Origin of the sequence: Paenibacillus sp. D9 (assembly GCF_001188365.1) — a bacterium.
Lineage (GTDB): Bacteria > Bacillota > Bacilli > Paenibacillales > Paenibacillaceae > Paenibacillus_O > Paenibacillus_O humicus.
The window spans coordinates 3,667-27,646 of the sequence record NZ_JZEJ01000002.1; the positions used below are offsets into that span (position 1 = coordinate 3,667).

The 23,980-nt window shown below is 56.8% G+C and carries 24 protein-coding genes; all 24 read right to left on the reverse strand.

The window, feature by feature from the left end; all coding sequences use genetic code 11:
• Window positions 1-520: 520 nt before the first annotated feature.
• Complete coding sequence (locus VE23_RS25115) at window positions 521-1,417, reverse strand: N-acetylmuramoyl-L-alanine amidase (protein WP_049869861.1); 897 nt, start codon at window positions 1,415-1,417, stop codon at window positions 521-523.
• A 14-nt stretch (window positions 1,418-1,431) separates the two neighbouring features.
• Window positions 1,432-2,223, reverse strand: coding sequence for a hypothetical protein (locus tag VE23_RS25120; RefSeq protein WP_049869862.1), 792 nt, complete (start codon window positions 2,221-2,223; stop codon window positions 1,432-1,434).
• Window positions 2,216-2,374, reverse strand: a complete 159-nt coding sequence (locus VE23_RS26835) for a hypothetical protein (RefSeq protein ID WP_157054105.1) — start codon at window positions 2,372-2,374, stop codon at window positions 2,216-2,218. The genes VE23_RS25120 and VE23_RS26835 overlap by 8 nt, the downstream gene beginning before the upstream one ends.
• Window positions 2,375-2,782: 408 nt before the next feature.
• Complete coding sequence (locus VE23_RS26840) at window positions 2,783-2,929, reverse strand: hypothetical protein (RefSeq protein ID WP_157054106.1); 147 nt, start codon at window positions 2,927-2,929, stop codon at window positions 2,783-2,785.
• Window positions 2,930-2,936: 7 nt separating this feature from the next.
• Window positions 2,937-7,406 (reverse strand): LPD38 domain-containing protein, encoded by a 4,470-nt coding sequence (locus tag VE23_RS25125; protein WP_157054107.1) that lies wholly within the window; start codon window positions 7,404-7,406, stop codon window positions 2,937-2,939.
• 5 nt (window positions 7,407-7,411) lie between these two features.
• Window positions 7,412-7,792 (reverse strand): lytic transglycosylase domain-containing protein, encoded by a 381-nt coding sequence (locus VE23_RS25130; RefSeq protein WP_084781751.1) that lies wholly within the window; start codon window positions 7,790-7,792, stop codon window positions 7,412-7,414.
• A 32-nt stretch (window positions 7,793-7,824) separates the two neighbouring features.
• Window positions 7,825-9,744 (reverse strand): hypothetical protein, encoded by a 1,920-nt coding sequence (locus VE23_RS25135; protein ID WP_049869865.1) that lies wholly within the window; start codon window positions 9,742-9,744, stop codon window positions 7,825-7,827.
• Window positions 9,745-10,089, reverse strand: coding sequence for a hypothetical protein (locus VE23_RS25140; protein WP_049869866.1), 345 nt, complete (start codon window positions 10,087-10,089; stop codon window positions 9,745-9,747).
• Between the two features lies 1 nt (window position 10,090).
• On the reverse strand, window positions 10,091-10,468 hold the full coding sequence (locus tag VE23_RS25145; RefSeq protein WP_049869867.1) for a hypothetical protein: 378 nt from the start codon (window positions 10,466-10,468) through the stop codon (window positions 10,091-10,093).
• A 20-nt stretch (window positions 10,469-10,488) separates the two neighbouring features.
• Complete coding sequence (locus VE23_RS26845) at window positions 10,489-11,112, reverse strand: hypothetical protein (protein ID WP_157054108.1); 624 nt, start codon at window positions 11,110-11,112, stop codon at window positions 10,489-10,491.
• A 10-nt stretch (window positions 11,113-11,122) separates the two neighbouring features.
• Window positions 11,123-13,042: a hypothetical protein gene (locus tag VE23_RS25150; protein ID WP_049869868.1), complete on the reverse strand. Its 1,920-nt coding sequence runs from the start codon at window positions 13,040-13,042 to the stop codon at window positions 11,123-11,125.
• A gap of 5 nt (window positions 13,043-13,047) precedes the next feature.
• Window positions 13,048-13,629 carry a hypothetical protein gene (locus VE23_RS25155; RefSeq protein ID WP_049869869.1) on the reverse strand — a complete coding sequence of 194 codons (582 nt, stop codon included), beginning with the start codon at window positions 13,627-13,629 and terminating at the stop codon, window positions 13,048-13,050.
• A 56-nt stretch (window positions 13,630-13,685) separates the two neighbouring features.
• Window positions 13,686-13,913, reverse strand: a complete 228-nt coding sequence (locus tag VE23_RS25160) for a hypothetical protein (RefSeq protein WP_049869870.1) — start codon at window positions 13,911-13,913, stop codon at window positions 13,686-13,688.
• A gap of 32 nt (window positions 13,914-13,945) precedes the next feature.
• Window positions 13,946-15,097 carry an SU10 major capsid protein gene (locus VE23_RS25165; protein ID WP_049869871.1) on the reverse strand — a complete coding sequence of 384 codons (1,152 nt, stop codon included), beginning with the start codon at window positions 15,095-15,097 and terminating at the stop codon, window positions 13,946-13,948.
• 30 nt (window positions 15,098-15,127) lie between these two features.
• Complete coding sequence (locus VE23_RS25170) at window positions 15,128-15,964, reverse strand: hypothetical protein (protein WP_049869872.1); 837 nt, start codon at window positions 15,962-15,964, stop codon at window positions 15,128-15,130.
• Window positions 15,965-16,066: 102 nt separating this feature from the next.
• On the reverse strand, window positions 16,067-16,270 hold the full coding sequence (locus VE23_RS25175; RefSeq protein WP_048748415.1) for an Acb2/Tad1 domain-containing protein: 204 nt from the start codon (window positions 16,268-16,270) through the stop codon (window positions 16,067-16,069).
• Complete coding sequence (locus VE23_RS25180; protein WP_049869873.1) at window positions 16,254-16,490, reverse strand: hypothetical protein; 237 nt, start codon at window positions 16,488-16,490, stop codon at window positions 16,254-16,256. Before VE23_RS25180 ends, VE23_RS25175 begins: the two co-directional genes overlap by 17 nt.
• Window positions 16,487-18,472, reverse strand: coding sequence for a portal protein (locus VE23_RS25185; RefSeq protein WP_049869874.1), 1,986 nt, complete (start codon window positions 18,470-18,472; stop codon window positions 16,487-16,489). Before VE23_RS25185 ends, VE23_RS25180 begins: the two co-directional genes overlap by 4 nt.
• Complete coding sequence (locus tag VE23_RS25190; protein ID WP_049869875.1) at window positions 18,450-18,692, reverse strand: hypothetical protein; 243 nt, start codon at window positions 18,690-18,692, stop codon at window positions 18,450-18,452. Before VE23_RS25190 ends, VE23_RS25185 begins: the two co-directional genes overlap by 23 nt.
• The gene (locus VE23_RS25195; RefSeq protein ID WP_049869876.1) at window positions 18,689-20,386 is read right to left on the reverse strand and encodes a hypothetical protein; all 1,698 of its coding nucleotides are present in this window, start codon (window positions 20,384-20,386) and stop codon (window positions 18,689-18,691) included. The genes VE23_RS25190 and VE23_RS25195 overlap by 4 nt, the downstream gene beginning before the upstream one ends.
• 119 nt (window positions 20,387-20,505) lie before the next feature.
• A complete protein-coding gene (locus tag VE23_RS25200; protein WP_049869877.1) occupies window positions 20,506-21,219 on the reverse strand; it encodes a hypothetical protein in 714 nt (237 codons plus the stop codon).
• A 157-nt stretch (window positions 21,220-21,376) separates the two neighbouring features.
• Complete coding sequence (locus tag VE23_RS25205) at window positions 21,377-22,210, reverse strand: hypothetical protein (RefSeq protein ID WP_049869878.1); 834 nt, start codon at window positions 22,208-22,210, stop codon at window positions 21,377-21,379.
• Window positions 22,211-22,242: 32 nt separating this feature from the next.
• Complete coding sequence (locus VE23_RS25210; RefSeq protein WP_049869879.1) at window positions 22,243-22,785, reverse strand: sigma factor-like helix-turn-helix DNA-binding protein; 543 nt, start codon at window positions 22,783-22,785, stop codon at window positions 22,243-22,245.
• 68 nt (window positions 22,786-22,853) lie between these two features.
• Window positions 22,854-23,843 (reverse strand): hypothetical protein, encoded by a 990-nt coding sequence (locus VE23_RS25215; protein WP_049869880.1) that lies wholly within the window; start codon window positions 23,841-23,843, stop codon window positions 22,854-22,856.
• Between the last annotated feature and the right edge of the window lie 137 nt (window positions 23,844-23,980).

Consider the following 23,980-nt stretch of genomic DNA (forward strand, 5'->3'; position numbering starts at 1 on the left):
ATCAGGCTTGGTGGCCCGGCACTTACATCATGCCGCCCATCTATTAGGGGTTTTTGCAAGGCTTCATGAACCTACGAAATTGCGACTTTCCCTAACCATCATGTGGTCTATTTAAAACTTCCATTCGTATTGATTCGAATTTGAATGGATAATTAGTGAGTTTTCTTGTGAGTTTTTCCTGTTCCGTGAGTTTTGTCGATGCCAATCCAATTCATGAGCCTCGAACTCCTTCAGCACCCTGTACCTCAGCGGCTGCCGGCTCTCAATCTCTATGTACATTTCCTGCTCCAAAACAACGAGGATGTGCTGGAGCCGCCCCTCCCGTTTCCCCGTGAATTTCCGGAGGTTTTCCATCGTCAGTGGAGTCGATCTGATTTTCGAATAGTTGACCAGGATCCGCAATACCTTCCGCTCGATGTCCTCCAGCCTTCTTTCGCTTGGAATCATGACCATCACCTCTGCCACCATTATATGCGAACACAATACGAACACTCAACAAAAAAAAGCGTGCTCCAAGAAATCAGAGCACGCCTTTTTCCTTCATGATTGGCTCGAGCAACAGCAGCTTACGGACAGCTTCTTCCTGCCATGATCCGGCTCCCATAGCCGTTTGACCGAGCTGTAGGATTCGTGATGCGATGCCAGCCGCCGTCACCGGACCGTCTCCGTACGCAATGGACGGCATCACCGGGGCCAAGTACAGGAGCTTCGTCTCCGCCGCGGCTCCCCACGTCTTATCCGACAACCGCTCGGCCAAGTCACGCACCCGGCCGGCGATGGCGAAGGCTGCAGCGTAACGGCTCGCCTGGCTGAGCTGGTAGGCGATGCGCTCTTCGTACAGCTCGAGCGTCTGGATGCTCTCCGCGACGGCGAGCTCCGCGTACAGCCGGGCCCACGGGAAATTCAGGCCGGGGCAGTACGGCTTCCGCCGTGGATCGATCTGATAGTGGCCAAGCACCGTGTCCGGCCCAAACCGGATATGATGGCCCCAGATCCGCTCGACCTCCATCTGAATGTACTTGTGCAGCCAGCACAGGCTCCAGAACTGCTCCTCGGTCAGCGTGCCGTCTGCGCCGTTGCCCGCGTAGCCCTCGTTCTCGATGCTCACGCAGTACAGGTTCGGGTTCACGCCCATCTCCCGCACTACGGCCGCCGGCGCCGTAGGGATCGCCGCCGGCAGCAGCCCTTGCGTCCAGGCTGCGCGCTTGATGTCCACGTACTGATGCACGCGGCCGTCACGCGCGTTGCCGAAGTGGGAGGACGCCTGTGCGGCCGGATTGCGGAACCAGGCATCCATGCTGGCCATCGTGCCGATCGAGATGTGATTCACGATGACGATTGGCGTGTAGGTCCTGTTCTTGGCGGCGCGGGGGCCGTGATTCGGTACCCGATCGCCCATCCATTTCATGTCGATCATGCTGGTCGCTCCCCTCAGTGTGTCTGCCGTGCTTCCGCGCTTTCCTGCTCCGCTTCCTTCGCATCCTTTTTACCTTCAACTAGGTTGTAGCCAGTCACCGCTGCCGTCAGCGTGAAGATCAGTTCATTGCCCAAGCCCAGCTTGAAGAGCTCGTCCGCTATGATCAGGCCGAACGCCACGATCGTAAAGATGAACTTCCGGCTGTTGGCTTTGAAGCCGATCGGCAACCCGTTGGCACCGCGAACGACGGTCACGTATTCATGAGCCTTGAAATAGCCGAGAAGGATGATTGCCGCTGCGGCGATGTTTGTTACATCGATTTGAACACCAAAGAAACGTGTTGCGGCTGCAGCTGCTGCAGCGCCAAGCACCGTCAGGGAATCCGCCTTAAACCATTTTTTCATCTTGTTTTTCCTCCGCTTCGATATAGTTGAGTTTGTGGTAAACAACGGTTCCCGGCCGACTGCAGCGAGGGCACGCGATCGTGCCGCCGAGAAAGAAATAAAGAACGTTCTGAGAGCGCGCCGAAAGCTTTTCGACGTCTTCGAGATACTTGCATCCTCCGGACATACCGGATCCACCCCCAGGACGGCCATCGTGCGCCGCTGATTTTCCATGATGATGAGCTGGTTTGCGATATACGCCTTCACCTCGCTGTCGTCCGAGAGCAACCACGGCACCACCCGGCGAAGCGCCTGCTTCACTTTTCGCTGCTTGAGCAGCACATAAACAGCCGTGCCAAGCGCGCTGAGCGACAGCCCATTCTTCCACATCGCATGCGCCAGCTCGATAATCAGGTCATACACGCCGACCAGCCTCCTCCGGAAGCTGCACCAGCACCGGGCCGGGCAGGAGCAGTCTTTGCGCCACCCACGGGCTGAGCAGTCTGCCGATTGCACGCAGGCTGTCTTCGCTGAAGTCGGACTCCAGTAGCTCCGTTTCATCCATCTCTATCATCCGACTCCCTCATTTCGGGCAAAATAAAAAGCCTCCGGTATACGGAGACTCATAGAGTTGGTATAATTGTCCATGCACAGCACTTGGACGGAAAAGCTAGCCTCCAGATCGGAGGTGATGCCTATGTCATTTTCGCTTCAGGAAGTGATGATGCTGGGAATGTTTCTTCTCGCATTGCTCACCTACTTAAAACGAAAATAACCCGCCCAAGTTAGCCGCTAGGAACGGGTTATTTTCGGATGTCACGATTGACACTTCCGGAGGTTTCCTCCAAGTTTGTGCAGGAGAGAGCGTTAGCGGCGCTCTCTTTCTTGCTTTCCAACCGTGTACCATTTGGAGGGTTGGCTTTTGTTACCTTTATTATACACAAAAAGGGGTATTGGCAATACCAGTACTTTCTTTGGCATCTTATTCGGAATCGTCAAATTGGTACACGTCAGTCTGCGTTTCATAATAATCTGCACCGCGCCCGCTTCCGCCGCCGCTCGTCATCAAGATCAAGTTCAGCAAGATGATCGCGATGATAATCAGCGTGTTGCCCGCCCTTTGGCTCATAGCCCACCTACTTCCCGAGTGCATTTTTAGCTGCTGCGTTCATCTTAGCATCAAGCTCGTCCAGCTGGCGCCGTTTGTTCTCAGATTGCACAGTCTTGTCTTTTAGTTTTTCCTTGTACTGTTTTTGCCACTCTTGAATGTCTTTCTGATAAGGTTTCATTTTAATATATTTATCCTTATCTTTTTGCTCAAGTTCTCTTCCATACAAATCTGCCGAGGCCTTCTTCTTGCTTAACTTATCCCATTCGTCGTAGAAATCCTCCCGGATCTGTCCGCCCCCGCTTGTCTTGACGAAGAACGACCGAGCTACAGGCTGCTCCGTAATCTTCATCGCCGGCAACGGGACCTCACGACCGCCGCGTGCTGCGTTGATTCCGGCATCAATTATGTCGACCCCGTAATTGGCGAGGCCGGCGCCGTACCCGCTGATTGTGTTGTCAATGATCCTTGGACTGGCCAGGTTGCTTTTTCCAAGGCCGATCTTGGCCATGAAGGAGCCGATCTCCTTAGACAGCTCGCTCGTGTAGACGCCGTACTGGTCTTTCTTCTCGAAGCGCTGCTCTCCCATCGGGACGACCGGCGCATCGCGGAAGAACGAGTGATTGGTGATTGCCTCAAGCAGCGGCGTCAGCGCGGTGAACAGTACCGGCGGCGTGAACGACTGTAGCGTCGTCTTGGCGTAGCCGTCAAAAGCCTCCGGATCGTTCTCCTCCAACCAACCGAGGAACCGCTCCGTGCTCGTGGCGAACAGCATGCCCGCCTCGAATGGCTTTGGGATCCGGGCGAACTCTCCCGTGCCAGGGATCCCGATGATGAAGAAATTGTCCTTCTGTTTCTGAGGAATATTCTCGAACGTGGCCCTCTCCTCGGGGCTGAGCTGCGTCCGATTCCACCAGTAGATACCGGCCGCAGGCAGGACGAGCGTCGTAAAAACACGCACCAAAAAACTACTCTTCGTTTCTAAATCAGTTAATTGCGATCCCCAAAATGATCTGACAGTTTTATCCGTCCCCTGGAGTGCTGCATTCAGAAACGCAATCGAGCGGTTCGCCGAACGTATTGCGCTGCCGGCTCGGTTGAAGTCCATCAAGTCCTTCGCCGTGTATGCGGCCTCCTCGATGTCACCCGTCTTATTCAAGACCTTGTTGAAAGTGCCGACCTTGGTTGAAAGCTCGGAAATTTCTGCTCCCTTCCGCAGCAAGCCGACCGTACCCTTAAGCGCCTTGTATCCGCTCAGTAGTTTGGCCAGTTCCGCCGGCGAAGTGATCGTGGTCGCCGCTTTGTCCCGCCAGCTCTGCCGGAATACGGCCTGCATTGCCTCCCGGTTGGCGTCCCGATCAAGCGACATCATCGTGCCCATCGCGCCGCCACTGTTCACAAATTTTTCAAATACGTCCGTCTTCCCGATCGTGTGTGTAAGCCCTTTGAAGAAGTCGAGCGGGTTGAATCCGTACTTGGTGCTGTTGATGATGGCGCCGACCACATCACGGAAGGCGTTTCGAATGATGAACTCCGGCGTCAGCGTCGCGCCCGCTCGCAGCATGCCGGCCGCGCCGCCGAGGAAGCGCAGGAGGCTGTTCGTCGACTCTTCATCCAGCGAGAGCATGGCGTTGTAGAGGTCCGGGTTCCGCACCTTGTAGGCAATCTTCTTTCCGTCCTGGTAGACGTCGATGATGTGCTCCTTGCCGGACTTCTGCCCCGGCACCCGTTCCACCCAGACGCCCGCGCCATCCACATCCGCGAGTGCGGCCAGGCGCTGCCCAACCTTGTTCTTCGCGGCTGCGTTCATGACGAGGAAGGTGTTCTTGATCATGGACTCGAACGGGTTGATGATGCTCCGTTGGCTGCCCTCCTCGCTCATCTTCCGGATCGGGGTCGTGATGTTGGCGAATGCCTTCGACGCGCCGTAGCCGCCGTTCTTGAAGCCGGCCACGCCGTCGTCATCGAAATAGCGCATGAATGGCACGTAATTCGGGTACTTGAATTTCATTTCCCGCACAGACTTCGAAGAGACAATGCCAGCTTCCTGCAGGATGCTCAGTAGCGCGTTATTGTACTTTTTGATTTCCTGGTGCGCCTCTTGCACGATCGGGTTGTTGTCCCAGCGGCTCATCACCTCAGACATCTGCGCCGGTGTGAAAGGAGTCTCCTTTCCAAGGCGCCGCAGGTCGATCGCATGCCGCACGGCCAGGTAGGTCGCGAAGTCGTGCTCGCTCATTCCGATTTCTTCAAGCGGCCGGACGATCTTCGCCATGCCCTCGCTGAGTTTATTACCTTGGCTGTCGAAGACTCCGCGCGTGATGGCCATTTTTGCCCGTTCTGGAATGCCGCGGCTGAGCCGGGCGAGCTTGTAGATGGACTTGGCCCCCTGCCCAATTTTGCCCGTCAGCGCGAGCTCGGCGAGCTTTAATGGATGAAGGTCATCAAACGATTGCGTATAGAACTTGTTCCAGTTCCAGCGCCGCTGTTTCTTTCCGCCAGCCATTTCAATCAAGCCCTTCGCCTGCTCGTAGTCCCCCTGCTGCAGCCACGTCTGCATGTCCTTCTGGACGCGCACGAGGCCGCGCTGCATCTTCGCCGGAAGAGTCGAGTTGAGGAACGCACCGAAACGGGGCGCGAGCTGCTTCGCCTGCTGCGGATCGGCCAGATAAACGCGGAAGAACTCCGCGATGCCCTCGTCGAACCACTCGCTGCGCGGGTACTGCCGGTAGTTGTGGACGCCGACCTGGTCCATCATGTCCAGCAGTTCCTGCTCCAGCTGGCGATTCTGCTTCAGGCTGAACTTCTTCTCCAGGTGATGGCCGACCTCATGGGCGATCGTGTCCAAATCTTCGGCGTAGCCTGTCCGGATGACCTCCGGCTGTGTCTTGTAGAGGCCGAGCACCTTCTGCCGCGAGACGCCCATGCGGCCAGTGTCGATCGTCGCGCCGAGGTTTTTGCGAATGCTCTCGACAACCTGCACGCGGGAGATCGTCTTCCCGCCGGCGGACACCGCACCCGCTGCTGGAACGGCGCCGGCACCGCCAGGCACCGGCATTGCGACGCGCGCCTGCGAGCCCTCCGGCAGCTGGCGCTTGATTTGGTCCCGGCTAGCCTGCAGGGAGTCTGCTACCTGCTGTACCGCTGCCCGCTCCGCTGGGTCCGCGATCGTCGGAGCAGCCTGCTTGATTGCCGCCAGTTCCCCATCAATGTCCTCGATATCAGCTGGTCTCCACGGAGGCACATCGCCCATGTCGTCGGCAAAGCCCTCGTTGACGTGCTTCACCGCGAGCTGCCGAAGCTCCTTGTCCGAAGGCTTCCGGCCTTGATCCGCGAAGAAGTCGCGATACCAGCGCGGGTTCTCCGATTGCCGGCCAAACCGCCCGGTCACTTCGCCATCGGCATTCTGTACAAGGCCACCCTGCCGGACGCCACCTCGCTCAGCCATGGACTGTTTTAGATACTGGTACTGGTCATTGACTGCCTGGCCATACTGCTGCTGCAGCCGTTCATACCGGTTCAGGTTGCCAGCCAGCTCAATGCCCTTCGAATCCACCGCGGCTGATGATCCACTGATGTTACGCTCAATGCGAGTTGCCGGAGGAGCAGATACGGATTCCGCAGGCGCGTTGGTCCGCTCGATGAACGAATCGATTTCTTTTCGCAAGGGAGCCTCTTTAGCGTAACGGACAGCAGCGGGAATCTTTGCAATGCCTTCAACGACGCCGCTGAGTCCACCGCCAAGGGCTGCTCCAGTAACGGCAAGATTGGCAATCTCTCCGGGATCGGTTTGGTTATTGGCCATGCCTGTTGCCACGTTTGTTACTGCGCCCTCTGCGGCTCCACCGACGATCCTTGAAGCAACGGCAGGCATCTTGGTCGCAGCCTGCTGGGAGACTTTCCCTGCGATTACTCCGCTGCCCATTGCCGGGCCGCCAGCCATGAGACCATTCGTCAGCTCGGCACCGCCTCCGCCTATGGCTCGGAGAATCTTGTCGAACTTGGGGTTCCCGGTTGATTCCTTGAAGGTTGGCTCCTTCAGGCTCGTCGCGTTCTTGATCCCTTCCTGCAGCGTCGCTCCAGCCCGGTAGATCGGCAAGTCCTGCAAATTCTCGACAAATTGCTGCCAGGGTGTGGAGTTCGTCTTGTAATGCATCTCCGGGATCTGGATCATGCCGGGCAACGTCTTCCGCTCCGGCTGCTTCGTGAGAGCTGCAGCACGCTTGAATGGATCAAATTCAAAAGGCTCAGTAGGAACATACTTCTTCGGCGTCGCCAATTCCGTTATCTTGTCTCTTATGGTCCAGGGATTGCTCATGGAGAATACCTGATCACGAACCTCTTGCTCCCTTAGCTGTTCTGGGTCCGGACGGTAAGTCAAAGGCTGACGCTGAGTAACTGCTGGCGCGGTGAATTGTTGGACGATTTGTTCCCGGGCAGCAGTACCTTTCTGTCGCAACTCTTCTTGCCAGTTGTCCGGACGGTATTGCAGAGCCACAAGCATCAACCTCCGTTCAGGGTTTTCATGATCTTGCTGACATAGCCTTGAGTTTCCTGCGGCATGTAAGCGAGCCAGTTGTTACCATGCTGGGCTACCGCCTTTTTAACCCGGTTTCCGCCGGCATTGTAACCGGCAAGCGCCTTCGCCAGGTCGCCGTCGTACGTGTCGAGCAGCCCCTTCAAATACTGAACCCCGCCGTTAATGTTCTGGGCGGGGTCGAAGGAATTCGTGACGCCAAGTCCTTTGGCCGTCGACGGCATGAGCTGCATAAGCCCTTGCGCGCCAGCACTGCTCACTGCTTTCGGATTGCCGCTACTCTCCGCGGAGATGACGGCCGAAATGATATTGGCCGGGACCGACCACTTCGCGGCTGCTTTGTTGATTTCGGTGGCGTAGTTGCCGCTTGCTCCGCCACCTACTGAAAAGCCTCCGGGTACTTGTCTTTATACTTCGCAATCTCCTGAGACGTATATCCCGCTTTGGAGAGCATAGAGACCGCATCCGTGCCAGAGGAAATGCCACTGGCGTTATAGGCGTCCAGGAATGCTTTCTCCCTGGCTGTCGGGTCGGTAATGGTGCCGTAGACGGCCTTTCCATTGGAGTTCCCGATAACCTTGGAGAGCGACTGCTTCAGCATATTTCCTGCGTCCGCTGAGGAGATTGGCTGAGCACTTCGGGAGTTGGTCCCATTCGCAGCTTGCAGGTAGTCGATATAGGTTTTATCCTGGTTCATCTGCAGATTTTGATTGGCCAGCCACTGGTCAAAGCTTTGACCGCTCGACTGAAGCTGATAGTTCCGATCCGACTCGTAAACACCGCGATTGTATTGTTGTTGGGACATCGCTTGTTGGAACGCCTGTTGCAGCGCAGCCATTGTTTGACCGTTTCCTCCCGCGGCCGCCTGGCGGAATAGGCCCGTCCAGTCCGCCTGAGGATTGACGATATTCCCGGTCAGTCCCGCCACTGATAGTGCGGCATCTAAGTTCGCCTGCTTGCTTTGCAGTTGCGCTTGCTGACCAGCGAGGCTAAGCGGAGCCGAACCGCTCGATGCCTGCCGCAAAAGCCCGCTCCAATCACTCTGAGGGCCAAGAACTTGGCCCGTCAGATTGGAGTAGGCTAATGCTGCCTCAAGATTCTGTTGCTTCCCCGCCATGGTGGACTGACCGTTATACATTCCCGTGAGTCCAGCCTCCTGCATAAGCTTCGACCAGTCGAATTGATCTTCTGCGAATTGCTGGTTGATGTCGTCCCGGTAACGTCCGTAATTGACCTGATCCACATCGAACGCTCGGGAATCCCCATACTTCAGCAGATCGAATAGAGCCGCTGCCTTGTCTGCGCCGACCGCCTGAGTGAGCGCCAGCTCGTTCTGAGCAGCGTTGTTCTGCAGGTTAGCTCGCTGCTCGCTGATATTTTGGAGCGCGTTCGTCTCCGTCCGGTTGATGTCCGTAAGAGCACCCTGCCGGCTGGCAGCCTGCGACGCAGCAAGTGTGAGGTTTTGACCATCCCCTGTAAGACCTGCATTTGCCATCTGTTCTGCCATAGCCTGTTGGCCTTGCATGGAGACGACATCTGCCGCATTGCGATTGTCGTAGGCTGATTGCTTCGCCTGTGTCTCCTGTGCGCTATAGCCCTGAAGGGCCGTGGCCAGCGCATCCCTCAGCTTTTGCGTCTCCGCAGCCAGGCGATTGTCATAAAGAGAATTGAGCTGATCCTTCATTGCAGTCATGTCTGGACCAGTATAAGTAGGCTGGTATGTTGCTGGAGCACTGGCTGAAGGATTGCTGGGAGTTGAAACTCCGGAGCCGCTCCATGGACTTCCAGAGTAAACAGGGGCCCCATTGGACATGGGTGCCGGTGAACCCCCGTTTGCTGCTGGAGCCGCTGATTGTCCGGCAATATAATCACGAAGTTGCTGCGCGTTCATCCCCTGAACCTGCTTAGCCAAAGCAGGGTCCAATTGGGAATAGAAGCCTTGTGCGGTTTGAGACGCCCACGCCTTATTCCCGGCATCGTATTGATCCTTGGCATACAGGATATCGTTCAGGAGCTTACCGGTACCGGCATTGCCAGTGACGTTGGTGGCCTGCTGGACATAGTTCGTTGTCGGTGCCATCGAAACAGCTGCAGGAGCTGGCGTTGGAGTCGGCGAACTTCCATAGGTCGTCATTCTGCCGCCGCTTGGCTGACTGATCGGATTCTGCAGTGTCACACTTCCGCCTAAGGCGTTGCCGCCGTTTGCTTGTGCTGCCAGTGCCTGCTGTGCCTTCTGACTTCCGGCTGCCGCAGCAGCTTCTTGCGCGGCCCGAAGCTTAGCCAGGTCGACTCCTGCCATCTAGACCGCCTCCTCGCTACTTGAATCGTCTGCTTGTGGCTCTGTCGCCGTCGGTGGAATGACGACAGGCGGCTCCGGGTCTCCCGGCATTGACTGTTCCGGCGCAGGGTTTGGCTCCGGCGGAGCCGGCCGCGGAGGCATGAGCGCCGTCGTATGGGCATGCTCCTGCGCCGTGATCCAGCCGCGGGAGAGCGCGTTGTCGACCTGGTCGTAGCTGTAGGTCGCCGCGGCGTACTGCTTCACCGGCTGTACATAGTCCGGCTTAATCGATGGGAAGGTTCGGTTGCCATACAAAAAAATATCGCGAGCGTAGGAGCCCACGAGGAAAGAGAGGATGATCGCCATCTTATCCGGCCCCCAATGCTTCCGCGATATATTCCATAAAAGATGTCATGTCGCCTGACTGCTGAGCCAATTGCTGCTCGAGCTGCTCAATTCGGAGTTGATCCGGCGTCTTCGGAGCTGGCTTGCTCATTTCAGCCTCTTCGGCCGCTTTGATTTCGTCGATGTTCGGACGCTCAACAATGGTTCCCTGCTGAACAAGGTAATATTGGATATGCTTTTGTGCCGAGGCAACGATGTCCGGAGCAGACTCCTGCGGGAACGGGCCCAGGACATTCAAACCAGCCGGTATATTGGTCCATTTCTCCGCGTCTCCAAGATACCCTTGAATGATTCGCCCAGTCGTCGGGAGATACAAGAACCAGTAATTACTCAATGACAAAGCTCACACCTCCTTCAAATCTAAGTTCCAATTGCAATCCAAGAATAGTCGAGCGTTTGAGAACGTGCGCTGATTAGACCCAGCACCGTTCCTCCCGCATAGGTTCCGTAGCTGCCAATTACTGTGTCTGTGCCGTATACCCCTGTCGCTCCAGCTAACGAACATAAAACCAAGGGTTTTGCTGAAAAAGAAACTGGGAAGAAGATATTGACACCAGATTGAACGCCTGCACTTACTGAAACTGATCCAGTTCCGCTCTGTATGTTGCTACTCCCTGACAATGCTCGTAATGCTCTAGCATCGAATAAATATACCTCTTTGGTCCCAAGATTTAAGGTCATTGGATTGATGACAGCACCATTCCTGTATCTTGCATAAACCCGAAGCATTTCATTATAAAGATCCATGTATGCTGTCGTGTTGTTTACAGTATCTTTCCAGACAATTTCCGGACCATCAGAGCTACTGTTGTCAAGTACAATCGGTCCGGTATACGTTTCCCCTGTTTTAGGTTGATTGAGATAGGATGCCAACTGATCCAAAAGCGACTGCATTTGACTTCTGAACGCAGCTTCATTAGCTGGTTTTTGCGGGAACGTCACTGTATTACGATAGCCGTCTGCCGGGTTGAATTGAAAAGGCACGTCGCACCTCCTATTTCACTTTTTTCACGATCAAGTATTGAATGATCAGGCTCATGAGCGACAAATTCTCGTTCAGAGATTTGTTCGCGAATTCCATCTGGAAGTAGACAACCTTTTTTGTGCGCGGCCGCAATCGCTCCGGTGGCGGATATTCATTGACGGCCCATGTCCATGTGTCCCATGCAGCCAGATCCCAGCGGAACGAGTTGACGTTCACTTCCTCCTCGTCGACCTTCTCGCCCCGCTCGCTGATGTACCGAATACTGACCGTGCTGTAGCCGCCGGCCTTGCTCGTGAACCAGACCTTTTTCACCGTCTTGAGCCAGTCGGGCAGCCCAAAGCTGAAGCGCTTGGTCCGCCAGTACGCCTCGATGGGCTGGCCGAAGTCGTTCTGGTTGGCCGTGAAGCCGATGATTCTCCCCGCACTCCTGCTCCCGTAATAAAGATCCCGGTCGCCCTGAATCCAGCATGCCGCATCGATGCCTCTAAGCGGAAACCAAGGAAGTCGCTCCTCATCCGCCGCTACATTCCCGCTGCTACCGAACGGTCCGAGCCGGTAATCCCAGACGTAGACGGTCGAGCCTATGCAGAGCCAGTAGCGGCCATCATAGTCCGCACTGCTAGCCGCCTGCAGGTCGGGCTTCGGCAAATCGAGTAGCCCCGGCCGCGTAGGCTGTCCGTTGATGTTGCCGCTGATCGGCTGCACGTTCCGTTCATCCTTGAGCGAGGTTTGCAGCAGGATGAAGCCGCCGAGTTCGCTGTTGAAAAAAACGATGTTGTTGTCGATGATCTGTACGCTGCCCGGCATGTCGCAGCCGATGGCGCCGTTGATTGGATACAAGGGAAAGGACGCGCCGATCTGGCTTGCCCCCCAGAAGCCCTGCGTGACCGGGTTGCTATAGCTCGTGAAGTAGAGGCTCCGCTCCTTGAGATACACGAGCTTGTCGTAATGCTTTGCGCAGGCCACCAATCGCTCGGAGGCGCTGCCGACATCGGAATACTCATTCTCCGGCCAGTAGGTCGGGTCCATGAGCCCGCTGCGAAACGCCCGATTCGGATAGGAGGAATTGCCCCAAGCAAAGAGGCGCGTGTCGTTGTCACCGCCGTAGTCGATCGCATATTTGCATCCGAGGATCCGCGACGCGGCGCCTGGATTGGTCTTGTAGGCCGTGACGATGACGTTGTTCGGTGCACTCGTCGCAATTGCTCCGTTCGGCGAACTTCCGGTCCCGAAGTCGATGTATGCGTAGGGCGTCGCCGTCCGGTTGACGGTGAAATGCGTTCCCTCCGTCTTCGCTGCGCCATTGATCGTCACCGTGACGGCCGTGGCATCCAGTCCCGTCGTCGGAAGATAATACTTGGTCGAGCTGCCGTCGGATGAGAAACTGACCTTGAAGGCCGCTGTGAGCAGGTTGGCCTGCTGATACGGTGTGCCGCCGCCGGCCGGAGGAACCGACATGGTCAGCGTCGGCACAAACGGCGTGACCATCGCGGCAACAAATCCGCTGTCGATGACGACGAACTGGTTACCGTTGAGGTAATAGAGCTTCCCACCGAATGCCAGGAAGCTTCCCGGCGCATTGGCCAGGCCGCTCATGATCTGCACCGGTGCACTGCTGCCGCTCTGCCTGTACAGCCCAGTCCCCCATGCGAAGATGCGTTGCCCCGCCCAAAGTCGCCCGTGCGCCCCGTTAATGCCCCCAGCTCCAAGAGAGGACGGGTAGATATAGGCTTGGCCATCCCGCTTGCTCAGGATGCTGCCGTTGTCGTTAGCCAGCATGTTGAGCATGGCCGGGCTCTGGTTGTCCCGGATCTGCGTCGGGTCGTACTTGTAGGAGACACCACCGCTGAGCATAACCTGCGAGTCCGCACCCATCCGGAGCTCAGGAGGCGCCGCAGTTGCCGCCGGTCGGTCGATCGAGATGCCCATCTAAATCACCTCTCCACGCTGATGGTCATGTACTGGCTGACGCGCGTCTGCAGCTGATCGAAGGCCGAGTTGAACAGGCCGAGGAACGTCGCCGCCTTCTCGCGGCTCTCGTTGTCCGGCTCGAGGCTCAACACGTAGAAATTGGCGTAGTAGCAGAACAGCAGGTGGTCGACACGGTTCTCCGGCACGAGCGGTTCCGCTGCCAGGTCGCCGATCGGCATGCGCGGAGGCAGGAAGGCGTACTCGACCTGCAGCTGCTCGCCGGCATGGTCCCGGCACGTCAGGAGCGACTCATTCCGCAGCGACCAGTCTGCTTCTTCTCCGTAGCTTTCGTAGACGTTCAACAGCCGCACGGCCGGCCGCGTTAGCCCCGACAGGTTGAACGTCCCTCGATCGTCGAGCGTGACTGTCTCCTGCTCCGTGAGGACGTACTTCTCGCGTGCGACGAGCTGATAGGCGTAGTTGATGCCCGTGACGATCTTCGTCGCGATGCTCAACTCCTCGCCCTCGTAGGTGCCGGCTGCCGACTTGGTTAACGTCTCGTCGATATCCCCGGCGCATTGCTGAATCATCTCGTCTAGCGTCATGATGCTTACCTCCTCTCAACGTAAAAAGGGCAGGGCACGAATGCCCTGCCCTTGTATCAAGCCTCTGCTGCTGTGTCGTTGCCGGTGACTTCGACGATTGAGCTTCCGAACAGGCGATGGCTCTTTATGAAGTCGACCTCTTTCTTGACGTTCGTCGTGTACTCGCCGTTCTCGAACCGGATGTGCTGTCCCGGAACCGGAACGAGGATGCCTTCGACGATGCTGTTGCGTGCGGGAACCATACAAAGTACCTGATTCACGCAGCGGCTGCTGAACTTTGCCACTGGACTCTCTCCCCTCTATGGTTTCGTTTGGACTAGCTGGTAACGCCGGTCAAGACAGCGTGCGTCTCCGGATTACGAACCTCAAGTCCGGCTTCCGTAATGTACTGGTCGACGCGTGCATCCACATCATTGGCTTGGATATTCGTCTCCAGCTTGGTATCACGGCCAGCCAGCGGGCGGTGTTTTACGTTCGCCGGGTCGATGATTACCCCGAATCCGCCGTAGACTGCGCCCTCAAGGATTTGCTGGTAGTTCATGAGCTGGTACTTTCCGAACGGGGTGATGTACTCGAAGATCTCCAGGCCGAAGCTCTTAGCCGTCTGGTTGATCTGCAGCTTACCCATCGCCCACCCGTTGATGACAGAAAGAAGACGCGCGGAGCAGAGCATAATCTTCTCCTTGCTGCCGTACTTGAAGACGTTCTCGGAGATGTTGTTGTCGAATTCCGGCTGTGTCAGCAGGCCGCCTGCATCGTAGTTGTTCTTCGTTAGGAAGGAGAGTAGGCCGCCAGTCGTACGCATCGGCTTCGCTCCAGACGTGTCCAGTTTCTTTTCCCCGAACATGTAAGAACGGGCAATGTCGATCTTGTGCTGCACGCCACCCTTCATTTGCTGATAGCCGAGATCCTTCCCGCCGTACATCTTCGTCGCGTTCTCCGTGCCCGTCACGCCGAACGGGGTCTTGAAGATCTGCGTGTAGTTGAAGCGCGGGACCTCCTGCGTCGACTTGAGCTCACGCGTGCCGGAGCCCTCTTGGTTGGCGTTGCCGATGATGACGAGTGGGTCGTCGTTGACAATCGCCGCAGCTGCCGTCAAGCCGTAACCGCGGCCGACGGTAAGTGTGTTCGTCGCAACAGCTTTTACGAGCATGACCTCGCCGGTCCGCGGCACCTTGACGACGTCGTTCACGCTGAAGTAGCTACCGTTGTCGACGACGAGCGACGTGTCGCCAGCCGTGTATCCAGCAACCAGATTGACAGCGTCCCAGCGCGGGAGAAGGTCGTCTTCCAGCCATTCAAATTTGGCACTGTTCGCGACTTCCGTGTTGCGCTTGGCAATCTTAAGGAACGAAACGAAGGGCTCTGCATTCGGCTGAAGAAGGCCGATCGTATCGGACATGTCGACGGCAATTTTGCTCGAGCCGATGTTGAGGGTATCACGTACCCCGGATGTTACTGGTGGCATGTATATTCACGCTCCTGGAATGATTGTTGTTTAGCCGAAGATGCTGCTGCCACGGCTTGCTGCGAGGATATTGGCCTTCATCTGCTCAACCGGGCTCAGCTCACCCTCGGTTTGCTTCTTGCCGCCTTTCGGCAGGTTAGCCGCCTGCTTCGTTCGGCGGGCCGCGGCGGTCTCCTCACGACCCGCTCGTTTGCCTTGCTCGTATGCTTTCGCACCGGACTCCCCGAACGCTTCCGCAGCCGCCATGCGAAGAATTCGCGGCGTGGGACTCTTGATTAGACCAGAATTACCGATCTCGTTGGCGATCTCGGCCACCTTGCTGAAGAGGAGCCCCATGCCTTCGTCGGTCGCTGCTTTCGGATACTGCTTCGCCAGCGTCTCGACGTTCCGCAGCAACTGCTCATCTTCCCGGGCCTGCTGAAGAGGAGCCACCTGCTGTTGCGTCGCCATCGAAACGAGCTGCTGGATTGTCCCAAGCGGGTTGTCCCGGAAGTGATCCCAGAATACCGAGTTGGGGTCCATAGGCTGTCCGCCTGGCTGCGCTGGTGGTTGCTGGATCGGAGTTGTCGATGGTTGCTGACGGCTCTTCGTGAATTCGCGCTGGAGGTTCTGATAGGCTTTCGCCAGGTCCTCCGGCGACTTGAACTTGCCGAGAATCAGCTCTTCGCCTTGTCCGGAACTGTCCGGGGACTCGCCATCCTCATCATCTTGCTCGTCTTGCTCATCGCCGCCCTCGAAGTCGTCCTGCTCCTCGAAGCCAGCGTCGTCGCCTTCGGTGATTTGTCCGGCCGTCTGCTCCTCTTGTCCGGATGCGTCCGGGGATTCGTTCGCGGTTATCGTACCTTCGTCGCCGAAAATGCCATCCATTGGTGTTGCTCCTCTCGAATTGTGGAATATAAAAAGGCTCCCGAAGGAGCCGTTCCACCGAAGTGGTTAACGGGCGCCGGAGTCTCGCCGACGCCCAGCAAATCAGTTGCGTGCGATGCCGGCGTTCGCCCACATGACAGCCTGCTCCAGGTTCGTCATCGCCAGCGATTTTTCCCGGCTGTTCGGTACCTCGGCGTCGATCAGGTAAGCGAGCTCCTTCGCAAGGTTCCGAATCTTCTCGTATTTCTCCGGCTGCCCCTCTTTGGGAGCGTGGTACTTGAAGTTGTTCTCAATCTGCTGGCTCATCCTCATCCATCCCCTTCTTGATCGTATCGGTTATATATAAAAGCACCGATTCCAAAGCCTCGACCCCGGCGCGGTGCTGGATGACTTGTTCCCACGTCTCGCACGTTAGCAACTGCTGCATGCGGTCCTGGATACGTCCTGCGATGTAGCCCTCAACCTGCTGCCAGCCGGTCATGTCGACAAGGAGGCGGAGCTCCTGAGCCTGCTGTTGCACGCTCATACGCCTGCCCCCTGCATCTGAAGCCCCTGCTCCTGCATCAGCGCCGTGTTAGCGCCGCCGCCTGCTGCTGGCATGCCGCCCTCAGGAGGAATGCCCTGCGGTGCTGGTTGCCCGCCGCCCTGCCCCTGCACGAACGACATCAAGGCCTGCCCGATGTCCGGCGGCAGCGTCTGGATGAACTGCATGACGGCCTCCTGCTGGATCTGGCCGCTCAGCTCGGCGTCGGTCGGAAGCAGCTCGTCCGTGTCCTGGATGTCGAAGGACTCAAAAACCTTCTCCAACAGCGCTCGCCGTTTGAGCGGAAACTGCTGATAGAAGGGGTCCTTGCTGGCGATGTTGTAGAGCTCGACCATTCGCTGCTTGTAGGCTTCCTTGTTCGCGATCGGCTCGACGCTGCTACCTGCCGGCGTGAGGAAGAACTCGCCCTGGATTTCCTCTGGACTGATTTCCGGCCATTCCGCCTCGTCTTTGTCGAAGAGAGGCAGCAGCCTGATGTCGTCGACGTACTGCTGGTTCAGCTGAATCATCTTGCGGCTGATGGCCACCAGGAGCTTTTTCTCGAGCGAGCTGATGATCATCTTGAACCGCACGCTGGCGTTGTTGTCCTTGCTCATGGTCGTCGTGGCCGTCTCCTTGGCTCCGCTTGAACCCATGACCACATCCTGCGCTCCCGTCGCGTCCTGTGCGTCTTTGCGGATCGTCTGCTCCTGGTTGAAGGAAGTCGTGACGCCGCTGTCCACCGCATCGAGTACGGCCAAGTCTTCCATCTTGTCGACCTCGACTACGCCGCCCTGCCGCCATTTCAGCTGCTTCCTGTCCAACACGGCACCTCGCCGCACTTTCCACATGCGCCTCATGCTGTACGAGCGATAGTCGATACGCTGGTTCCGCTCCGTGTTCAGCTCCTGCTGCAGGTCGTAGATCATCTCCATGAGGCCAATTCCGTAGAAGTTGCCCGGATCGTCGCAGTAGACGTCCTTGTCATAGGGCTTCTTCTTGTGCCAGAATGGATTCCCTGCGTCCTTGGCCAGATACGAGCGATTGATGATGAGAACCTGCCGGTCATCCTCCCAGTAGAAGTGTACTTCATACAGGTTGTCGTCCCCGTCCTGCTCCGGGTTGGCATCGTCGACGTTCGGCAGCCCGATCGCGTTCATGCGGTAGTCACGAGCCTTGTTCTTGGCCGAGAGCTTCGGGACCTTTTTCCAGTCAATGCGCATGTCGTCGTCATCATCGGCCATTCGCTGGAGCTCCTCTTTGGAGAGGTACGCCACATGGCCGCAATATCGGGCGTCGTCGATGTCCTCCGCATTGGTGTCCACGAAAAAGAGGCCCAAATCCATGAATTTGGCCTCAGGATCATCGTAGTCGACGGTCTTTTCCTCGACAGGCTGCCAGTCTTGTATGGGCGTCTCGCCGTCGTCATCCAGCAGTGGCATCGGCTCGCCCGTTACCGGGTCCGTCTCCTCACTCATGACAGGCTGCAGATCCCGACGGATGCGCGTCCGCTCCGCATACCTCCAGCCTGTGTAGGCCACCGTAGTTCCGTAGAGGCAGCACGTCTTCAGGCCGCTGATGAACTCGTCCTGCAGATCCATGGGGACGTTCATCTGGTAGTCCAGCAGCACCTCCATCTTCTTTGCTGCGTCCTCCCAGGGCTTCTTCGCCTTGTTCAAGCGGAAATCCATCACGCTCGTCGGCACCCCGCGGAGACGTACATACGGACGCGCCGCGAAGAGCGTCTCCACCAAGCGCGGCAGGATGGTCTCCAACATGGTGAAAGCCATCGGGATGCTGATGTTGCTCCGGTCCTTGATGACCTTGCCTGTATCCCGATCCTTGAGTTGATCAACCATATTCCGCCACATCTTGTAATAGCGGGTCCAGCGATCCCGGTATGTCCTATCACGGTAATTCTCTGCGGCCTCGATGCGCGTCATGTACCAGGCTGCCGTGCGCTTACGCTTGCTGCTCGTCGCCAAAGCCTTCCCTCCCCTCGTTGATTACCGGATCGCCTACATAGTAGAGCCTACCGTTCGTCCCCATGCAGACTAGCGGCCGCCCGCAGACACCGCAGGAATAGGCCGCGCCAACATCGCCGTATAGGTCGACGACCAAATGGTGTTTGCCGCAGCAGCTTATCATGAGCCCCGTCGCCTCCCGGTCTGCGCGGGAGTACCGGAGCCGTATCGTCTTCTTCAATAGCCCGTCCCTCCGAAAGCCTCTTCGTAATCATCTGCCGGATCGTAGTAGACTTCCGGCTCCATCTGCATGCTCTGCTGACCGCGCGCTTGGTGAGCGATCGCCAGCGACAGGATCAGGTCGTCGTTCTTGCCCGGAGACGCCTCGGGCTTCCCGGTCGGGCCGCGCACGAAGGACAGCATCTCGTGCAGCGTCGCCAGGTCGTTGATCAGCTCGATGCTCTCCCGAACTACCGTGACCAGCTCGGCGATGATAACCGGCCTCGTGACGCTCGTCGTGCGGAAGCCGTGCTTGGTTTGCTCAGGCTCGTTGATGTCGTCTAGATTCTCGCGCCGGTACTGCCGCCAGTAACCGAGCCGCTCCAGCTCCTTGATCGGATGCAGGTCGAAGTTCATCTCGATGGCCAGCATGCCGTAATTGTAGAATTTGCCGAAGCAGTACATCTGCTTGGCGTACAGGTCAGTGTCGCTGTGACCGTGCCAGACCGCCACCTGCTCACCGGTGATGTTGTCGAGCATCTGGCCGGCGGAGTAGTCCTTGCCGCCCTCGGACGTGTCGCCGCCCATCGCGTACGGCCGCCGAGGCTCCGGATGCTTGTAGATCGTACAGACGCCATTCGGGTCCGGCACAAACCGGATAGAGCTATCGACTATGCGCTCCTGCGTGTACTGGTAGACGAAGCTTCCCCGTACCGGCCCCTCGCCGGACTTGCGCTGCTCCTCATACCGCAAGCGCAGCACCTCGATGCGAGCCATGACTTTCCGGCTGTCGAACACCGGCGTACCGGTCATCAGGAAGGCTTCCAGGTCGTTGGCCGGGTACTCCTGCCGGAACTGGTCCTCCTTGCTCCGGTCAGGCGTCTGTGGCATCTCGCTGATCTTCCAGCGGCGCCATTTGATCTGCTCTGGGCTCAGGCCGTACCGCTCGACGAGCTTCTGCTCCTCTTCGTCGTACTCGAGCCGCTCGCCGGCCGCCAGCGGAAGCAGGTATTCGGGATGCTGGAACCAGGCATAGAAATGCGCGCGCCAGTTGTTCCCACCGCGCTTCCCCTCTTCATACGTCTGATGGTAGTAGTTGCCGACGCCGTTTGCCGTGCTCTCGATGACGATCTCGCCGTCCGGAGGCACCGCCTGCAGCAGGCCGGTCATCAACTCCTCCGGGTTTGGCCAGAAGGCCGTCTCGGAGCAGAGTAAGTAGTTGATCGTCTGCCCGCGGCCGAAGCTGGACGAACCCGCCGTGCCGACGTAGATCCGGCTGTTGTTGCCCGCGAAGAAGAACTCCTTCCGGTTGCCGTACTTCGGCCGGTTCTTGCCGTTGTTCAGCTGCTCCTTCTTGGCCTCCGGCAAACGCTCATACATCAGTTGGACCGTCTGAAAGAGCTTCTGCGTCGAATCCGCGTCATGCGCGACGACCACGGCCGTGACGTTCTCCTCGTTGACGACGGCCTCAAAGAAGCGCGCGAGCGTCAGCGTGGAGAAGCCGAGCTGCCGGGGCTTTAGGATGATGTCGCGGTTCGTCTTTTCGTTCCAGTACAGCTCCTGAATCGGATTGAAGCGCAGCGGCACGACCTGCTTCGTCTTGTTCCGGATGTAGAGCCGCTCCTGGATGTACTCGCGCGGCCGGCGCTCCCATTTGGGCGTGTTCTTGACCTTGGCTTGCTCCTTGATGCGGTTATGGATGTTGGAGAGCAGCATGCCCTACCATCCCCACTCCAAAAAGTACACCGCTGCCCCGATGATGAGCCAGAGAGGGGCCGAAAACAGGATGCCCGCAATCAAGCCATTAATAGGATTTCCGTCCTCATCCGGTTGTCTCATGACTCCTGATACCCCCTCATCTGCTGTTGCTGCTCGACGATGCGCTGCAGCCGCGGGTTGGCCGCGATCTTCTGCTCGGCGATCTCATATGCCTCCGGGTTCTCCGCGCGGAAGATGTCCATGAAGACGGACAAGTACTCCTGGATTAGCGAGAACTCGAATGCCTTCTCCCGGAGCGAAGCCATGAAGCGCGCGTTCTCACGCAGCTCCCGATTCAGCGCCGTCATATTCCCGATGTTCCGCCGTAGCTCCAGCGTGAAGCCGATACCCCAGCGGTCCAGCGCTGACACTTCGACACCGTCATCCTTGAGCATGTCCCGCAGCATGATGACGCGCCGCTCGAACATGTCCGGCAGATCCACGATCCAGTCGAAGCGATCGGCCAGCGCCTGGGTCGTCCGGAACTGCAGGTCGATCAGGTCGATGTCCCGCTCGACGAGCCTGGCCACGCGGTCGGGTTCCTTCCGGAAGGCCTGCCTCTTCTGCTCCGTAGGGATGACGGTGGAAACCGGCTCCGCTCCGCGCTTCGCAGGTGACATTGCAGCTGTCTCCATCGCCTCCAGGTAACGCCGCACCGCCATATTGCTGACGGGCACCTTCGCTTCCCGCGTACAATCCTCAGCAATCTGCTGCGGGTTCTTGCCATCGCTCAGTCCGGCTGCGACGACGCTCTGCAGACCGAGCTGCTCAATTTTCATCGGCTTCGCCATCGTCCGCCCTCCTTAACGTTAATGATTTCACGGAATCAGCGACCGCGTAAATAAAATTCGGTTTATCCGAAAATGAAAAAGCCCCAATCCCTTATCTGGCAAGGGATTGAGGCTTAACGTTATGCTTTTCGTTAAATGGCGAGGTGCATGACAATTTTCAACGAAGCAACTGCATTGTTTTCGTAACATCTTCATGAGGAATTTCTGATAATCCCATCAAATCATACAGTAGATATCCGTAGGAAGTACTTACTACCGCTTTGGGAATTACTTGAGTGCAATGGCTCAGCTCGATATATGCATTTCTTTGGACCAGCGACTCTAAAGCGTCAGAAGTCATCTCATGACCTTCAATTCCAAAATAATCGGTATCTAATTGCGCTAAAATCCCTAACTTTGTCATCTCAATTATTTCTTGATTATATGATAACTCCCATGTCTCCATGGTTGACAATTTAAAATCTCGTATATTAAATCCTCCATACTTATGATCTTCAAAAATTCGCAATAGTATTAATTGTCGGTAAGTTAACTCCTCTGCTAATTTCACAATATGGTTCGCCTCTTCAATTCCTATTTCAGAATCAAAAGCTATATTTGCAAGAATGTTTGAAATGTAAATTATTTTCTTTTCTTCATGCTCGCGTTTACATGCCAATAGAATTCCTTCCAAGATTTCATTTGCATTAGATTGATACATTCCATTGTCTAAAAAGAAAACTTCATCCGATCTAATTTTATCGCCTTTAATTAATCTCTTATTTATCTCTGAATAAATTTGAATTGCTGAATACCCAACCCTAAATTCTTCTCTTTCAGTTAAAGATTGATTAATCACTTCTTCTAGACCTGATTCTAGCACCATTTCTAGTATTTCAGATCCTGCAATGAGCAAAGGTCCACCAGGCACAAGAATTTTAAATGATTCCTTAAAGGCCATTCCAAGTAACTTAGGAGACACTTTTTCAAGAAGAAAGTTTTTGACTTTCACATTCCCACCCCCCAGAAATTAACAAAAAAAGCTTATCCCAGAAGGAATAAGCTCGTCAACTTCGTATTTTCTATTTTATCCCTGGCCCGCTCAATGTATGTCTGCACGCTGCTGCGCCCCACATGAAGCTCCCGGCTGATCTCCTCGAACGTCATGCCGTCTACCACATTCAGCATGTAACATTGCCGCTCCCTCTCCGAGAGATCCCGCATAGCCTCTTCGATCCGGAAGCGCTCGTCCTCCGTCAAGTCTCGAGAGCTCTTATCACGCTCGACCACCCAGCGGCTATTCGGGCTGCTGTAGCTGTCCAGGATTGCAGGGTCCCAGGTCTGGATTCTTACGGCCCGTTCCACCCCTGTGAAGCTTCCCGGGCGCCGGCCAGTCTCCAGCCAGTCGATGACGTAATCGCACTCCGCCACCATTTCAGCAATTCGGCTCCGCTCCGTCTTGTCCGTTGTACGGGCATGAAGAGCGCGGGTCATCTTCCGGGAACGCCGGTAGTTCTCTGCCGTCGCCGGCCCCAAGTTCATGATGGTGTAGTTTTGGCTCTGCGTATATAGCGGTCCGATTGCCATCTCTGTTCATCCTCCTTCTGAATGAGCCAAAGAGCGCCGCAATGGCGCCCCTGGCAATTGGTTATGGATTAGGCCGTCCGAAGCGCTGCTGCTCCTGCTTCGAGGCGTTCAATTCTTCCTTCCAGCGCTGTGAATCGCTCTGCAATTTCCGCTGGCGAGAGCGCCACCGTTCCATCAGCGGGCTTTCCTTCCACGGTGTCGTCTTGAACCGTGTCCTCAGAAAATCGATCGTCGGAATCTGGTTCAGCCGGCTTACCCTCTTCCTGCTGTGCTGGAGCTTCCTCCGCAGTCGGGAAGATAACAGCCGGCGGCAATGGAATCGGATCAGCACCATGCCGGGCGAGCTGGCGGTTCAGCTGCTCCAGCTTCTCGCGCTTCAGCCGCGCCTCGCGGTCTTCATCGCTCTCAGGCTTGAGTGTAGAAGTCAGCACCAGGCCGCCTTTGTTGCCGGAACCCTGGCGGCTCTTGTACGTCCGCAGCATGCCCTCCAACTCGTCGATCTGGCGCTTGTAGCTCTCAGCCTGCGCTTGCTGCCGCTTGGCTTCTGCCTGAGCCTCTTCGAGCTGAGCGACGGCGTTGTCGCGTTTGCTCTCGGCATCCTGTGTGGCTGAGATAGCTGCATGCTTGGCGGCGCGCTCCATGGCCAGCTCGTTGATCAGGGCGTCGATCTTGTCCTCGAACTGAGCGCCGTCTTCCGTCAGGGTCTGGATTCGATCCTGCAGCTCCCGTTCGTGTGCCGTATGCTCGTCCAACAGCGCAGCCAGCTCGTCATTGTGCTGCGCGAAGGCGTACTCCTTAACCTGACTGATCAGGTTCCTAATCTCGTCGTTCGCCCCCTCGACGCCCCAGCGAGCATCGTAATCTTCCGGCAGCTGCACGTCCGCGACCTCTTCGGCCTGGCGCTGCAGTCTCTCCGCGTCCTTCAGCTGAGCGGCAATATTCGCCTGCTCGTTCTCTAACACAGTCCGGCGAAAACGGTCATCCGGGTTCTCCGGGTTCAGAGCAATCTTTTCTACCTCGAGGGCTTCGTACTTTTCTCGCAGATCTTCTTGTGGCATTTCATATCTCCTCTCGTTTTCTGATGCTCCGCTTGCTCCAACATCTTGAGGAGACCAACCTCCCGGCCCGTCGATTCTTTCAGAATCGCGTAGCCCCCATGAATCTCCCATTGGCCCTTTACCATCGCCCTCTCCTG

Coding starts and splice junctions, on each gene's coding strand:
- VE23_RS26835 (WP_157054105.1), bottom strand. CDS start 2,374: ATGATAGAGATGGATGAAACGGAGCTACTGGAGTCCGACTTCAGCGAA.
- VE23_RS25135 (WP_049869865.1), bottom strand. CDS start 9,744: ATGGCAGGAGTCGACCTGGCTAAGCTTCGGGCCGCGCAAGAAGCTGCT.
- VE23_RS25200 (WP_049869877.1), bottom strand. CDS start 21,219: ATGGCGAAGCCGATGAAAATTGAGCAGCTCGGTCTGCAGAGCGTCGTC.
- VE23_RS25175 (WP_048748415.1), bottom strand. CDS start 16,270: ATGAGCCAGCAGATTGAGAACAACTTCAAGTACCACGCTCCCAAAGAG.
- VE23_RS25170 (WP_049869872.1), bottom strand. CDS start 15,964: ATGGATGGCATTTTCGGCGACGAAGGTACGATAACCGCGAACGAATCC.
- VE23_RS25150 (WP_049869868.1), bottom strand. CDS start 13,042: ATGGGCATCTCGATCGACCGACCGGCGGCAACTGCGGCGCCTCCTGAG.
- VE23_RS25215 (WP_049869880.1), bottom strand. CDS start 23,843: ATGCCACAAGAAGATCTGCGAGAAAAGTACGAAGCCCTCGAGGTAGAA.
- VE23_RS25140 (WP_049869866.1), bottom strand. CDS start 10,089: ATGGCGATCATCCTCTCTTTCCTCGTGGGCTCCTACGCTCGCGATATT.
- VE23_RS25180 (WP_049869873.1), bottom strand. CDS start 16,490: ATGAGCGTGCAACAGCAGGCTCAGGAGCTCCGCCTCCTTGTCGACATG.
- VE23_RS25165 (WP_049869871.1), bottom strand. CDS start 15,097: ATGCCACCAGTAACATCCGGGGTACGTGATACCCTCAACATCGGCTCG.
- VE23_RS25155 (WP_049869869.1), bottom strand. CDS start 13,629: ATGACGCTAGACGAGATGATTCAGCAATGCGCCGGGGATATCGACGAG.
- VE23_RS25210 (WP_049869879.1), bottom strand. CDS start 22,785: ATGGCAATCGGACCGCTATATACGCAGAGCCAAAACTACACCATCATG.
- VE23_RS25115 (WP_049869861.1), bottom strand. CDS start 1,417: ATGATCGACATGAAATGGATGGGCGATCGGGTACCGAATCACGGCCCC.
- VE23_RS25195 (WP_049869876.1), bottom strand. CDS start 20,386: ATGCTGCTCTCCAACATCCATAACCGCATCAAGGAGCAAGCCAAGGTC.
- VE23_RS26840 (WP_157054106.1), bottom strand. CDS start 2,929: ATGAGCCAAAGGGCGGGCAACACGCTGATTATCATCGCGATCATCTTG.